A 14,114-nucleotide genomic window follows, 5' to 3' on the forward strand; every position below is an offset into this window, starting at 1 on the left:
TGTCGCAGTCGCCGGTTCGCTCGCACTTGCCCCTGTCGCCACTGCTGAGCCTGCGTCACCGTACTCCGTCACGGTGGTCGGCAGTACCGACGCAATTGACGGCCACGTTCAAGTGACGATCACGAAGCCCGCCGGACGTATGGGCTGCCAGGCATACGGCGTCCCCGCAGGATCAGCCAGCACCACTGACCGGGTGTTTAATGCCTCGTCGACTACCCTCCGCGACGCGACCACCTGGTCGTGGGGCTTCGTGCCCGTGCCCGACGGCGTATACGACGTTTACTGGGGTTGTCGCGACACCGAAGACATTTTGTGGGGAAGCTTCCCCGCGGTGCCGGAAGATCGGAGACAGGAGCCGGTTCGGAACGTCCGCGTGAGCCACAACCCGAACGCCACGGTGAATGTGGGAGATGGTGGTTCCGGTTCGATCGACGTCGGGTCCCTCACTTCGGGGTCTGCCGACGGAGGTTTTATCGGCAGCTAGCAGCGAGATACTTCCGGCTATCGACAGCCCTCCCACGTGTCATCGTGCGAGGGCTGTCTCTGTCATACGGAGAGGCTTAGCCGTACCGAAAGACGCTCCGATCTCGGCGTACAGACGCCAGACGCCCTACCAGGCTCAAGGGGTGGGAACATGCACGAGCACACCGCCGCGCGAACCAGTAGTTAAAACCCCGGCGGGATCCGGTGGCCCCGAAAGACGCGATCGCCGGCCCTCACCGGCAATGCTGCTGGCTCCCGGACACAGGCGCTCAGGCCTCCAAAGACTCAATCGGCAACGCGACTTACGCGTACTGGTAACCCTGCGTATCAAGGTTGGGCGTATACGAGCTGAGTCAGGCTGTGGTTCAGCCGAGGGGCCTGACATCGCGAGCGTGGTCACGGCCTTGGCAGCAACGCCGATCGCGGGCACCATGGCGCGTGCGCCGATCTGCTCGGCCAGGGGCGCGCAGCGGGACCGTGCTGCTTCATCTGTCGGAGAACGCAGCGCGGCACCGGCACCACTGCGCATCCGGCTCGGGCATGTTCCCCCGCGAAGGGCTGGGGCAGTCAGTTCCGGCCTTCAGAGCGACGCGGGGGAGGGAATCGAGGACGCGTGCTCGGCGGCATGTGGGGATGCGACTGAGGGTCTGCGCTGGCGCTGGCCTAGACTCAGCACTGAGCGGGGACGGTTGTCCACGCTCCTGGTCGATCCATCCAGGAAGGTTGGGACATGTTCTTCAGGGCTCGGGCCAGCCTGTAAGTGGCGAGTAACAGGACCGCGCTGGAACGTCGCGCGGTCCTTTGTTCTGCCCACTCGCCCGCTCATTCCTGAGGGAAGTTCATGTCTTCTACCGATTCCTCTTCTTCTCTGCGATCCTCGCTACCACGGCCCAGGTGGCCATTGCTATTGTCCAATGCCTTGGATGCCGCTGGGCGTCGGGGTGTCGACTTCGTAACTGATGTCTTGGCGGTACTGGTTCTTGGAGCCAGTGCTGCGCAGATGGGTTTGCTCAACGCCATCGGAACACTGGCATTCCTCGTGCTGGGGATCCCGATTGGGGTCCTGGTCGACCGCTCGCCCACGGTGCGGCTGCTCGCTGGCTCTGGCCTGGTCCGAGCAATGCTGCTGGCGACGGTGATCACTGCCCTGGCACTGGACTCGCTGACCATGGTCCACTTGTACCTGGTCGCTGGGTTAGTCGGCACCACTACGGTCGTCACCGAGACCACACAGACTGCCATTGCCCCTCGAGTCGCCGGACAGGACGCGGTGGCCGCCCTGGAGATGCTCGATCCTCCACGCGATGAGTTCCCGCCTCGCCCCGACGAGACCTGTCACTATTACGAGGCGGAAATCAGCTTCTTCGAACGAGTCGACGTCCACGTCGTCTGCTTCGCCTCCGACCAGGTCAGCAGGATCGGAACGGTTCCCGCGCCATGACCCCGGAGGATCGCACCGACACCCCGCCGATCCGTGTCCTGATCGCGGATGACGACCAGCTCGTCCGCACCGGCGTCGCCGCTATTCTCGCCTCCGCCACTGACCTTGACATCACCGCCCTCGCCAGCAACGGCCACGAGGCCGTCGACGCCGCGGCAACACACCGCGTTGACGTCGCACTGCTGGATATCCAGATGCCACGACTCGACGGCATCGGAGCTCTCCGTGAGATCCGGCACCGACTGCCCGAGCTTCCGATCGCCATGCTCACCACCTTTTCCGACGACCATCTCATCGCCGATGCGATCAACGCCGGCGCCCTCGGTTTCCTCCTCAAGTCCGACGAACCTCAGCAACTCATTGCCGGCGTCAGGGCCCTCGCGCACGGCGGAGGCGCGTTCTCCCCTCGAGTCGCCCGCTGGCTCGCCGCCGAGCAACGAGCGGGCCACCGCACCCGAACCGCGCGAGACGAACTCACTGCCCTGCTCACCGAGCGCCAGATCGAGCTCCTCACCCACATCGCTCGCGGACTCTCCAACGCCCAGATCGGCAGGGCCATGCATCTGTCCGAAGGCACCGTCAAGCAATACGTCTCCCAGCTCTTCAACACCCTCGGCATCGACAACCGTGTCCACGCCGCCATCACCGCCTACCGACATGGACTCATCACCTGAAGCCGACCCTGACCACACTAATGGTGGGTAGTGGCGCACTCGAGAGCATGGTCATCGTCGGCATCTAGATGGCGGTCGTCTACAGCGGCGCAATCTTTTAACCAAAGTGGACAGCGCGTCCGCGATCAGTCCCCGCTCCCCTGATCGTCGAAGGCAGTAGCGTCGTGACGGTTTCGATGCGCGTGATGATCGCGAGGGATGGCTACAAGCACCTCCTGCGCACGGTCGCGGCCAAGGACGACGACCGCGAGCCAACCCCGTAGGGCCGGCAAAGTAGTTGCGTTTCGATCGGGTAGTTTCTGCGGTTCCCAGATTACGGGCTTAAGGGTCGTTCGTGCTGTCCGCACAGGCCTCAGTCAACCTGCGTCTCGATGCAGTAGCGTCGCAGTTCTGCGATCATCGCGGTCTTGGGGGTGCTGACGAAGCGGAACGCATGGCTGAAACGGACGCGCATTCCTCCAGCCTCGAGGTAGCCGTCGCAGGAAGCGCGTCGTCCGTGGGTGACGACAGAAATGACCTCCACCCGCTCGGGAGAACGGCGGGCGCACCTCTCGGGCTGCACTGGGGCCGCTGTGTGTGGATTTCTCGATGAGCGTCCAGCTCATGTCATCGGCAAGCCACTCGGAGAGGGCCTCCAGCTCTCCCTTGGCCCGGTTCACAACGAAGTCTCCGTCAACGCACTTCCGTGAAGACTCATGGTGCTATGGCTCGATCCGATGCGCCCGGCCTTTCTCCGCGATCGGCACGCACATTTCGATGGGTCTATCAGGCTCCCAGCTGACCTGTCCTTGGTAGATGATGCCGAGTTTCCCGGTGGCGCCGTCTCGCTAGTCGGCCATGGCGAAGCAGTGTCGCCGCCGTGTTGCTCCTGCTCACGTCTCACAACTCACATCGAGTCGCCGCTCGCCCATGAGCCGAACTTCGGGGACGCTGCTGTACCACGCATGATGAGAATCACGCAGGGCACGTAGAGTGCTGCGGCGCAGAGCCAGAGGAAGCCGTCGGCGTTGATGTAAGTGAGCGCGAAGATCGTTGTGAAAGCGACCGGTCCGAAGATCGATGTGACGCTGTTGATGCTGGCGAGCACACCCTGGAGGCGCCCTTGGTGCTGTTCATCGACGCGCTGGGAGAGAAGGGTTTGCAGAGCGGGGAGGCCGATGCCACCGATCCCCAGTGCCGCCAAGATAGGCGCCATGGAAAATGCGTCAGTGACAATCGCCAGGCCTACGAGACCCAAGGCGTCGGTAACACACCCGATGATGACTGTTTTTGCCTCACCGATCCACTCCACGATGCGGCCAGTAAGGAGGGCCTGCACGAGAACCTGTACGATCCCGAAGACGGACAGGGAGATTCCAACTTCGACGGGACTCCAGTCGAGGCGGTGTTCAGTAAACAGCACCCAGGTCGCACCTGGAGCCTGCCCAATGAATTGAACAAGGCCGAATGCGACTAATAGGAAGGTAATCCCAGGCACCGCGCTGAGGCCGGGGCGACCACGATGCTGAGCGAGCGACGCAGAGCGCGCAGGGGAATCAGGACGGGTCTCGCGTAACAAGATAAAGGTGAGTGCCAGATTGCTCGCTGAGAGAAGAGCAGCGAGCAAAAACGGCAGATGTGGCGAGATGGCACCGAACAGTCCACCCATGGCTGGCCCCGCGATCATTCCGCCGCCATAGCAGGCACTGAGTAAACCGAAACGCTTGGCGCGCTGGTGGGGTGGCGTGATGTCGGCGATCACGGTGGCGGTGACCGCATTGGTCGCTCCGGTTATCCCAGCCACTGCACGGGCGATATAGAACACCGACAGAGCGGATGTCGTGGCGAGCACGAGATAGTCGACGGTCGCACCGGCCAGGGAAACAAGCAGCACCCGGCGGCGGCCGAATCGGTCCGACAGTGTTCCCAGTACGGGGGCAAAGATGAACTGCATTACCGCGTAGAGCGCGATCAGCACTCCGACGTTCAGCGGAACCGCATCAGCGGTGACCCCTGCCTCGTGTAGCAGTGCGGGGAGAATCGGCATCACCAGGCCCATGCCGGCGGCGTCGAGGCTAGCCGTGATGAGGACCGTGGCCAACGAGCCACGAGCGGAAGTGAGAGATGACACCTTATCAACGATAAAGTTATCGATGATAAAGTGCAAGCATGGCTCAGAAACAAGCGCGACTCGATCGTGCAGCAGTCTTGCGCGGTGCGAGGCATGTGCTCAATAACACGGGGATCGACGGTTTCACCACGCGGGCGCTGGCTGCGCATCTGCGGGTGCAGCAGCCAGCGCTCTACTGGCACTTTCGGACAAAGGGCCACCTGCTCGGATCGCTCGCAGCTGATGTGCTTGATCGCGAACACCACGCCTCACTCCCAGAGTCAGGGGAGCGCTGGGACGACTTTCTCCTGCGCAACGCGCGGAGCTTCCGGACAGCGCTTCTGGCAGTCCGGGATGGAGCACGGCTGCACGCAGAGTTTCACCGTCAAAAGAGTGACCAGATGCCAGCGGGCTCGGATGCCCCCGAAAGTCAGATCGAGTTTCTCGTGTCCGAAGGATTCGCTGAGGTCTCTGCGGTCCGAGCTCTCATGGCTATCAGCCGCTATACGGTCGGTTTCGTACTAGAAGAACAAACAGCGCTCGACAACGGATGTGAGCCTGTCGATCAAGACCTAGATTTCGAGTTCGGGTTAGTTGCAATGGTTGAAGGGCTGGCATCAAAGCGATGAGGGATGCTCGCGCTTTGGGTCTCTGCGTCAGTAAGGTCAATCCTTTCCCGCTCCCGCAGCAGCTCCTCCGCGATACTGACGTTTTGCTCATGGCTACGGAGCTCACTAACGAGCAAATCAGGGACCGTATGCATGTCGCGTCGCGATCGCGGAACGGCACATCAGCAGCATCTTCACCATGCTCGACCTTAACGAGCGCACAGGAAACAAGCGCGTCATCGCCGTCCTCGAGTACCTCAAGAACTAAGCGTCGAGTGCGTGACCGGCGCGATGACCATAGGTAACGGCGGTTTAGCATCGGTGCCGCATCTTGACACGACTCAATCCGCGACAGCTAACCTCCGCATATGGAGTTCGACGGAATGGAGATCCCCGACGATATCGAGGTCACGGTCTGGGGGAGCAACGAGCACCGGCTCTGTAACGTCTGCCGCGCAGAATGCGACCCCGAGCCGAGCGGCGCCGACGGGTACGGCGTGTGAATCGTCTACGTCTGCCGCGACCACGGAGTCCAATCCGTCGTGGACCCATTCGAGCATCTCCGTTGAAGCGCGCTCTTCGCTATCTCCCTGCATTGACGCAAACATCGCGCTCTCCGCCTTCCGAGGGTAGATCCCAAGATCTGCGGCGCACCTGCCCAGTGTGACGATCTCGATCAGGGTCATGACCGCTGGGGACGGGTACCGGTACCTGCTGAACGCAGTTGTCGCTGGCGACGGGGATCGCGATGCGTCGTCAGCGCTGACAAGGTACTACCTTGAAGCAGGAACGCCTCCCGGCATCTGGCTCGGGGCCGGCCTCCCAGGACTCGCCGGAGAGATCGCCGTCGGTGCCTCGGTGAGCGAGGAGCAGTTACGGCGCCTCATGGGGCACGGGCAGGATCCGAACAGCGGCGAGCAACTGGGGCGTCCGTACCGAAAGTTTGCCACCGCGGGCGAGCGGACGCAGCGCCGCCTCGATCAGCTCCCGAAGTCCCTTACCGCAGGTGAGCGTACCGCGCAGCAAGCGCTGATCGAGGCGGAGGAAGCACAGAAGCCAACGAATGCGCCGGTCGCAGGGTTCGATCTCACGTTCTCGGTCCCGAAGTCCGTCTCGACCCTCTGGGCAGTTGCCGACGGCGGCACGCAAGCACTCATTGCCCAAGCTCACCACGCAGCGATCCGAGACATGATCGCCCTACTCGAGCGCGACGTCGCGATGACCAGGGTCGGCGCGAAAGGGGCGCGTGGCGCCGTCGCGCAAGTCGACGTGCGGGGTGTGATTGCGACTGCCTACGATCATTACGATTCTCGGGCCGCGGATCCACAACTCCACACGCACATTGTCGTCGCCAACCGCGTGCAAGCAGCTCATGACGGGAAGTGGCGCACGCTCGATTCTCGCGCTATCCACGCCGCCGTCACCGGCCTATCGGAGCATTACAACGCGGTCCTCTCGGACCATCTCACTCAGATCCTCGGCGTCGGGTGGGAAGCCCGTGAGCGCGGTGCGGGGCGCTCCACGGCGTGGGAGATCGTTGGCGTGCCGCAGGAGCTGATGGACGAGTTCTCTTCCCGTACTCGCGATATCGAGCAGGTCAAAGACCGGCTGGTCGACGACTACGTCTCGAAGCACGGGAGGCAGCCGTCCCCGAAGCTGGTGTGGCAGTTCCGGCAGCAGGCCACGCTCGAGACTCGGCCCCCGAAGCAGCAGCACTCTCTCAGCGATCTCACCTCCCAGTGGCGAGAACGCGCGACCGCGTTGCTGGGTGAGGACGCGCCAACCTGGGCGTCGGCACTGCTCGCCGGTAGTGAGCACGAACCGTTGCTGCGGGCAGACGATATCCCGTTGGAGGATCTCGAGGAGGTCGCCGAGGTCGTGGTGCAGCAGGTCGGTGACCGGCGAGCGACGTGGAAACGGTGGAACCTCCACGCGGAGGCCGTGCGACAGACGATGGCTCTCCGCTTCGCGTCCGCGAACGACCGGGACGTCATCACCCAGCAGATCGTCGATGCCGCAGAACGGGTCTCGCTGCGCCTCACTCCGCCCGAGCTCGCGAAGAGCCCCTCGCTGTTTCGTCGCGCGGACGGGTCGAGCGTGTTCCGACCCAAAGCCGGAACGGTGTTCTCCTCCGAGCAGGTGCTCGCGGCAGAAGACCGACTCCTTGGCGCGTCGAATGATCGGTCGGCGCCGACCGTACCGCTGGCATGGATCGAGGACGCTGCCAGAACGAAGAACCGCGACGGGCACACCCTGTCGGTGGACCAGGAGCAGGCGATCGCGAAGATCGGCGTCTCCGGCCGCGTCCTCGACGTACTCGTCGGCCCCGCAGGGACTGGGAAGACCACAACGATGCGTGCCCTGCGCCGAGCCTGGGAGCGACGCTACGGGCCAGGCTCGGTGACCGGGCTCGCGCCCTCGGCCGCTGCCGCCGACGTCCTCGCCGGGGATCTGGAGATCGGGACGGAGAACACGGCGAAGTGGCTGCATGAGCATCGCCTCGGGAAATGGAACCTCACGCGCGGACAGCTCGTCATCATCGACGAAGCCTCCTTGGGTGGCACGTTCGCGCTCGATGCCATCACCAGTCACGCCCAGCAGGTCGGCGCGAAAGTGCTGCTCGTGGGCGATTGGGCGCAACTCGCAGCGGTGGACGCGGGCGGCGCGTTCGGGATGCTCGTGCGTGACCGCGGCGACGCCCCGGAACTGGTCGATGTGCGTCGCTTCCGAAACGACTGGGAGAAGCAGGCGTCCCTGCAGTTGCGGATCGGCGACACCGACGTCATCGATACCTACATTGCGCACCAGCGCGTCACGCCGGGCGGATATGACGAGATTCTCGAAGCCGCCTACCAAGCCTGGCGCACAGACCTCGCAGCGGGAAAGAGCACGGTGCTGATCGCGGAAACCCTCGACACGGTCTCTGCGCTCAACACCCGCGCCCGCACCGACCGAATCCTCCAGGGCGACGTCGCTGTGGACGGCGTCAAACTCCATGACGGCAACGAAGTTTCCCGCGGAGATCTCATCATCACCCGCGAGAACAATCGGCGCCTCTCGCTCGGGCGAAGCTGGGTGAAAAACGGCGACCGCTGGCACGTCGCCCATGCGAACGACGACGGATCCCTCACCGTGCGGCGGGCAGGATCGAAGCGGCGCACCACGATCACGCTGCCCGTGAGCTACGTCGCCGAGCACGTCGACCTCGGCTACGCCGTCACCGCGCACCGTGCCCAAGGGGCCACCGTCGACACCGCACACGCGGTCGTCCACTCACCGGAAGTGACCCGAGAATCCCTCTACGTCGCGATGACCCGCGGCCGCGAATCCAACCGCGTCTACGTCGCCACCGACGAGCATCACCTCGAGGAGCATCAGCACCGTGAGGACCTGCAGAACACCGCCCGGAGCATCCTCTACGGGATCCTGCAGCACCCTGGCGCAGAGCTCTCCGCACACGACACGATCACCGTGGAGCAGGACTTCTGGGGCTCACTCGAGCAACTCGCGGCCGAGTACGACACCATCGCACAAGTCGCCGGACAGGAACGCTGGATCGCCCTCCTGCACGCCGGAGGCCTCACGGCGGAGACGATCGACGAGCTCGTCGAGACAGACGCCTTCGGGATCCTCACCACCGAGCTGCGCAGGCTCGAAGCCGACGGGCACGACATCGACAGTCTTCTCCCGCGCATCATCCAGGTTGGAGGACTGGACGAGGTGCAGGATCTCGGGTCGCTGCTGCGTTACAGGCTCCAGCGCATCACGGCGGCCTACCAGCCTGCTCCGCAGCGGACCGCCAGGATGATCGCCGGCCTGGTCCCGCGCGCGACCGGGATCACCGATCCCGCGATGAGGCAAGCCCTCGACGAGCGGGAGCAGCTCATGGAGCAGCGCATCGATGCCCTGGTCGAGAAGCTCCTCAAGCAGCCAGAGCCCTGGTTGACGGGACTCGACGAGACCGCTCCCGCAGAGGGTGAGGCTGCGGCACGGGCGGTCATTGCGTACCGCGACCGGTGGGGCGTCACCTCGAGCAGCCCACTCGGAGCGGTGCCCGGCGACGATGCTCAGCGCGTCGACTACGAACGCGCCCAGGGCGTGCTCGTGAGCCTTCAGCAGACCGAGCACTCCCCGGAGGAAGTGCGGTCCAGACGGAGTCAGAGGCGGTCGATTTCCTGATGTATGCGGCCGATATTCTTAGTGCATGACGCCAACGAACCGCGCGCGGATCTCTCGCCAGACGCGCTCAAACGTGTTCGATTGGCTCTCGCTTTCCGAGTACGACTGGTCGGGGCGGCTGCAGCATCCGCAGTTCCTCGCCCGGCTCTACGACTTGGAGGAGCTGCCGAGCAGAGACCACAGGTACCGCACTGCCAGCGGCGACATCTACCAGCACATGGTGAACAACTGGGACTGGGAGGATGACTGGGTCTTCAACGACGACCGTTTCCAGCTTCGTAACGGCAGCGACGAGACGTTCCTCAACTTCTTAGCCGAGACAGTCCATCCCATTGTCCGCGACGATCCAGACGCCGCTGCCGCGATGGTCGCTGCCTACAATGACACCCTCCGCCGAGATGGGTATGAGCTCATCGAGACAGACCGTTTCGGAGATCGCATCATCTATGGCTGGCGTCAGATTTCCGCGTATTACGCCCCAACCGAGCTAACGCTCGCCAAGACGCCCGACCTCACCGAGAACTCTGTGCTGCGCCGTCACCTCGATCTAATCAACCGCGACCTCAGCTCAGATCCCGCTGCGGCGATCTCCTCCTGCAAGAACCTCCTCGAGAGCCAGTGCAAGATCGTGCTCACGGATCTGGATATCGAGTTCTCCGAACGAGACGAGCTCCCGGCTCTTTTCGCAAGCACCGCATCGGCACTCGCGATCAATGCCGACGCGGTAGACGGCAGCAAGCGCGGCAGCGACGCCCTCCGCAAAGCGATGCGCGCCCTCTCCACTCTCGTGCAGTCCGTCGCGGAGGCACGCAACTCAATCGGCGACGGGCATGGCTCCGTCAACGAGAGCCCCGCGACTCCACGACATGCACGCCTCGTGTTCAACTCGACTGTTGCAGTCGCGCAGTTCATCGCCGACACCTGGCACGAAACCTCCCATGAGCAAAAGGCTGCGCTGGGCTCCTCCTTCTGACGCTTCTCCACTCCAATCCGCAAGCGGAACTCCACCGCTCTTCCGCACTCCAACCGAGCAGCGTAGACTGCGAAATGGCAGGACAGACCACGCGCGAAGCCTGACGTCGGGCGGAGCAGACCGCCCCAAGAAGCCTCGGGGCACTCACCACACAGGACCAGCCACATCGAAGTGCTCCCGTGTGAAAAGTGAGGCCATCATGAATCTCATGCAGCGTCTGTGGAACGCCAGCGTCCGCACCCGCATCTTCCTGCGCCGCCGCAGCCGTACTTGTCATGCTGACACCTATCGAGGACAGCAGACACTGACCCAGTGCGCTCCGGTGGCCACCACTTCGTGCCACCGGAGCGCGCTGACCGCGGCGGCATGCCCGGGCGCATGTCGTGCCCTGGGTTCGGTTCCGTGGTGAGGACGAGCCGCGGGCGCGGGCATCTGTTGCTGGACATCCAGCAGGCCGACGGCCAGACCATCCTGGTGTAACTGAACGCGAGCATGGCTGGGCAGATCGTGGTGGTCGCCGGCTATCGCTGGTCGCCCGCGTGGCGGGCCGCATATCGGGCCCACGGTTCTGCGGACTTTTCGGCGTGGAGGAAGGCGACGTGGTGGCTGTAGCCGAGTGCGTCGGCGACTAGCGACGGTGGGCATTGGAGGACGAGCTCGCCGAGGGCGCTGTTGCGGGCGCCGAGGAGGTTCACGCCGAGGGCTCGCAGTCTGTCCATCACGGTGTTGGGGTGGAGGTGTCGTCCGGCGAGGATGCTTGGGAACATCCAGGGGCTGTCCGTCCCTGCCGCTGTCCGGAGGTTGGGCCGAGCATCGCGGTGCTGGCGGATCATGTTGGCGAACGGCTCAGGCACGTCCACTGGATGGCGGCCGAGCTGGATTCTCATGCCGTGAGGGCTCTCGGCGATGGCCTCGGTCGTCAGAGTGACGACTTTGACCAGTGGTTGCGCGTAGAGGAGCAGGAGCATGCCGGCGACGCGGTAGGGGAGTGACTCGCTGGTCCCGGTGAGCAATTCGCGGATCCAGGCAAGTCTCTGCTCCTGGCTCAGGGACGGGCTCGATCGGGGAGTGCGATGCGCGACCGTGACACCGGTGTTCAAGCGGGACTTCTTGGCGAGCTGGAAGAAGTTCCTGATCATGGTGCGAGTGGTCGGTCCGCCTGCCAGCCACTCGTCGGCGTCTTGCTGGGTGCAGGTCGCGGCGGTGCGGTGGTGTGTCTGGTGCAGCCAGGTCAGGAACTTGACTGTCTCGGTGATCTCTTGCTTCGCTGAGTGCACCGGGCCGCGCGTGTTGGCGCCTGCTTCGGATTTGGCGCGGATGTTGCGTAGGTGGTGCCAGGTCGCGAAGTGCTGGACGGGCTGACGGACCTCGGCGGGGAGCCCTTCTAACTTGACGGCGATCCACTCCTCGAATCGGTGCAGGTAGGCATCGCGGTAGGGGAGTAGGCCGTGATGTTGCAGGAGTGCTCGGATGTGTTCGGTCGGCTTGCCGGGAACGGCGTCGAGGCCTTCGTGGGAGATCGGGATCGTGCCGTCGCCAAGGCCACGCAGGAGCGTCTGGACCTTGGGGGATCGCTTCCAGACGAGGATCGACTCGGGTCGCTCGGATGCGCATAGCGCGTCGACCAGACCGCGCAGAGCGGGGTGTTCCGGCTCGCCGCCGAGGACCTGGTGGAGGTCGGCGCGAAGCGCACATCGGGCGCAGAGCCGCCCTCGGTGATGCCCGGCTTCGGTGTCGCAGCTGTCGCAATGGAAGTCGTGGGGGATCTCCGCGCAGGTCGCGCAGATCGGACCGCCGCCGGCGCTTGCGGGTCCTGGTAGCAGGCGGTCTTGGAGGCACTCCGGGCAGACGCCTCGGGTGTGGACGGCGTTGTAGTAGCAGATGTTGCAGAGCCGGCCCTCCGGCCATGTGACGGCGACCCGCGGGATCTTGCGGCCGCAGCGTGCGCACGGGTTCCCGGTCGTCGAGGTGATGCGTGGACGACCCTGGATGGTGGAGCGGGGGGACAGGCCTGCTGGTCCTCGACTCGCCACGGCAGCCATCCCTACTCGTCGAGAATGTTCGCGCGCCGGGGTCGAACTGATCGGTCGAGGCTGACGACGTTGGAGCCGGGCTCGGTCGCGGTCTTCCGGCGCCGGACGTCCGCGGCGGTTGTCGTGACCAGATCGGCTGGTGTGCACTCGAAGATGTCGCAGAGTGCGGCGATAACTTGGAGCGAGACGCGCTCCGGCCGCTGATTGACGAGGCGGTAGACCTGCGGTCGGGAGAGCGTGATGTCCCGTTCGCCGAGCAGCGGGATGAGATCGGTCGTGTTGTGCAGACCTCTGGCCGCCATCAGCTCGGCCAGGCGCCACTGGTAGTCGACCTTGCGTTTCATGGTGTTCCATCCTTCGTGGTGCGGGCCAGGGCCTCGTTGACGGTCCTGTCGAGAGCGCTGCGGAGCGTGCTGCGCCGGAACTCGTCGCCGACGAACTGGTAGATGCCGGTCGTCGAGGCGTACTCGTGCCCCATCTGGTCCTGGACGAACCGTGGGTCCCAGCCAGCCTCCAACAGATGCGTAGCGTAGGAGCGTCGGAACGAGTGCAGATCGAGCCCGTCCGAAAGTCCGAGCTCGTCGCAGTAGCGGCGTAGCCGGCGCAGCAGCGCCGGTTCTCCGACCAGGCCGCCGCGTTCGCTGGGGAACAGGTCGAGTGTGTCGGGCTCACCGCGACCGTTGGCGAGCCAGTCCTCGAGGATCGGAGGCGTCCATCGCCAGACGGTGAGCACGCTGCGGGGTTTGTAGGGCGAGGAGCGCTTTGACTTGCCGTAGCGGACCTTGCAGACGCCGAACCGGCCGAACTCGCGCGCATGCGGGTTGCGGGCGAAGTCGACGAGCTGCAGGTGTCGCAACTCGTTGAAGCGGAGGCCGTAGGCGTAGGCGATCTTCATCATGACCGCATCGCGATAGGCCGCCTGCCAGCCCTTGCGTCCCGACCGCCCCATGCGTTCGACCTCATCGTCGGCGTAGACGAAGAGTCGATCGAGCTCGGACCGCGTGTAGGGACGCTTCGTGGGTCCGCCGTCGTACTCCTGGACGTGCGGTGCGGAGTTCCAGTCGAAGAAGACCTGCGCCGGGTGGGTGCCGAAGTACTGCTCGCAGACCCGGTCCCATCCGTAGTCGGGGTTGCTGACGTAGCTCGTGAACGCCCGAAGCGCAGAGTGGTAGCTGCGCAGCGTGGAGCGAGAGACGTGTCGGACGGTGCGCAGGTCGGCCGAGAACTCCTCGACCATCGCCGGCGTCCAGTTCCACGGATCCTCGTTCATGTGCTCAACGAACCGGCGCACACAGCGCAGCCGCTGCTCGATCGTCGCGAACTGCAGGTTCCTGGAGAGCTGCTGGTTGCGCCAGCCGTCCAGCATGAGCTGGAGCACCTGCTCCTCGGGCCGAAGGACCGGCAGCGAGGGCACCACCGAGACCCGACCCACACCGTCGACGTGCATCCGACACCTCGTTCCGCGGTTGCATCCAATGAGTCAATGATGCATCCGATGAGACGCCAAGGGTATACGTGCTGGTCAACGGCGTGTCTGCGGGCTCTGTTGCAAAGATTGGCGGCAGTCAGAGGTAGGCTGTCGCTCTGCGCCGATCAGGCGGCTGCTGCGAAATGGTGGTTGAGCATGCCCATGG

General features: G+C 64.4%; 12 protein-coding genes and 1 pseudogene. 8 read left to right on the top strand and 5 right to left on the bottom strand.

Annotated elements, in window-relative coordinates; genetic code table 11:
• From ACWIE7_RS17310 to ACWIE7_RS17320, 3 genes and pseudogenes are all read left to right on the top strand, one after another.
• Positions 1-484, top strand: a pseudogene (locus tag ACWIE7_RS17310) (hypothetical protein); the annotation flags it as partial.
• 918 nt (positions 485-1,402) lie between these two features.
• Positions 1,403-1,924: a hypothetical protein gene (locus tag ACWIE7_RS17315; RefSeq protein WP_454070082.1), complete on the top strand. Its 522-nt coding sequence runs from the start codon at positions 1,403-1,405 to the stop codon at positions 1,922-1,924.
• On the top strand, positions 1,921-2,598 hold the full coding sequence (locus ACWIE7_RS17320) for a response regulator (RefSeq protein WP_010154757.1): 678 nt from the start codon (positions 1,921-1,923) through the stop codon (positions 2,596-2,598). The genes ACWIE7_RS17315 and ACWIE7_RS17320 overlap by 4 nt, the downstream gene beginning before the upstream one ends.
• A 352-nt stretch (positions 2,599-2,950) precedes the next feature.
• On the opposite strand, the gene ACWIE7_RS17325 is transcribed toward ACWIE7_RS17320, so the two are convergent.
• Both ACWIE7_RS17325 and tet(33) read right to left on the bottom strand, forming a co-directional pair.
• Entirely contained in the window at positions 2,951-3,121 is a 171-nt protein-coding gene (locus ACWIE7_RS17325) for a hypothetical protein (RefSeq protein WP_155818981.1), read from the bottom strand.
• Positions 3,122-3,484: 363 nt separating this feature from the next.
• Positions 3,485-4,708, bottom strand: a complete 1,224-nt coding sequence (gene tet(33), locus ACWIE7_RS17330; RefSeq protein ID WP_074690335.1) for a tetracycline efflux MFS transporter Tet(33) — start codon at positions 4,706-4,708, stop codon at positions 3,485-3,487.
• Between the two features lie 38 nt (positions 4,709-4,746).
• Here tet(33) and ACWIE7_RS17335 point away from each other — a divergent pair, with 38 nt between their 5' ends.
• From ACWIE7_RS17335 to ACWIE7_RS17355, 5 genes are all read left to right on the top strand, one after another.
• Positions 4,747-5,316: a TetR/AcrR family transcriptional regulator C-terminal domain-containing protein gene (locus tag ACWIE7_RS17335; RefSeq protein ID WP_010154754.1), complete on the top strand. Its 570-nt coding sequence runs from the start codon at positions 4,747-4,749 to the stop codon at positions 5,314-5,316.
• A 347-nt stretch (positions 5,317-5,663) separates the two neighbouring features.
• Complete coding sequence (locus ACWIE7_RS17340; protein ID WP_255180144.1) at positions 5,664-5,798, top strand: hypothetical protein; 135 nt, start codon at positions 5,664-5,666, stop codon at positions 5,796-5,798.
• A 160-nt stretch (positions 5,799-5,958) separates the two neighbouring features.
• On the top strand, positions 5,959-9,474 hold the full coding sequence (mobF, locus tag ACWIE7_RS17345; protein ID WP_040504913.1) for a MobF family relaxase: 3,516 nt from the start codon (positions 5,959-5,961) through the stop codon (positions 9,472-9,474).
• 25 nt (positions 9,475-9,499) lie between these two features.
• Entirely contained in the window at positions 9,500-10,447 is a 948-nt protein-coding gene (locus tag ACWIE7_RS17350) for an abortive infection family protein (protein WP_081473272.1), read from the top strand.
• Between the two features lie 312 nt (positions 10,448-10,759).
• A complete protein-coding gene (locus ACWIE7_RS17355; RefSeq protein ID WP_275703462.1) occupies positions 10,760-10,927 on the top strand; it encodes a hypothetical protein in 168 nt (55 codons plus the stop codon).
• 41 nt (positions 10,928-10,968) lie between these two features.
• Here ACWIE7_RS17355 and ACWIE7_RS17360 read toward each other — a convergent pair whose 3' ends face one another.
• From ACWIE7_RS17360 to ACWIE7_RS17370, 3 genes are read right to left on the bottom strand one after another with little or no spacing between them, the layout of a single operon-like run.
• On the bottom strand, positions 10,969-12,480 hold the full coding sequence (locus ACWIE7_RS17360; RefSeq protein ID WP_197493114.1) for a recombinase XerD: 1,512 nt from the start codon (positions 12,478-12,480) through the stop codon (positions 10,969-10,971).
• Between the two features lie 11 nt (positions 12,481-12,491).
• Entirely contained in the window at positions 12,492-12,824 is a 333-nt protein-coding gene (locus ACWIE7_RS17365; protein WP_064846257.1) for a helix-turn-helix domain-containing protein, read from the bottom strand.
• Positions 12,821-13,927 (bottom strand): tyrosine-type recombinase/integrase, encoded by a 1,107-nt coding sequence (locus ACWIE7_RS17370; RefSeq protein WP_064846256.1) that lies wholly within the window; start codon positions 13,925-13,927, stop codon positions 12,821-12,823. Before ACWIE7_RS17370 ends, ACWIE7_RS17365 begins: the two co-directional genes overlap by 4 nt.
• Between the last annotated feature and the right edge of the window lie 187 nt (positions 13,928-14,114).

It is taken from the genome of Dietzia sp. NPDC055343 (assembly GCF_053645265.1).

Coding starts and splice junctions, on each gene's coding strand:
- ACWIE7_RS17370 (WP_064846256.1), bottom strand. CDS start 13,927: ATGCACGTCGACGGTGTGGGTCGGGTCTCGGTGGTGCCCTCGCTGCCG.
- ACWIE7_RS17320 (WP_010154757.1), top strand. CDS start 1,921: ATGACCCCGGAGGATCGCACCGACACCCCGCCGATCCGTGTCCTGATC.
- ACWIE7_RS17350 (WP_081473272.1), top strand. CDS start 9,500: ATGACGCCAACGAACCGCGCGCGGATCTCTCGCCAGACGCGCTCAAAC.
- ACWIE7_RS17340 (WP_255180144.1), top strand. CDS start 5,664: ATGGAGTTCGACGGAATGGAGATCCCCGACGATATCGAGGTCACGGTC.
- ACWIE7_RS17365 (WP_064846257.1), bottom strand. CDS start 12,824: ATGAAACGCAAGGTCGACTACCAGTGGCGCCTGGCCGAGCTGATGGCG.
- ACWIE7_RS17335 (WP_010154754.1), top strand. CDS start 4,747: ATGGCTCAGAAACAAGCGCGACTCGATCGTGCAGCAGTCTTGCGCGGT.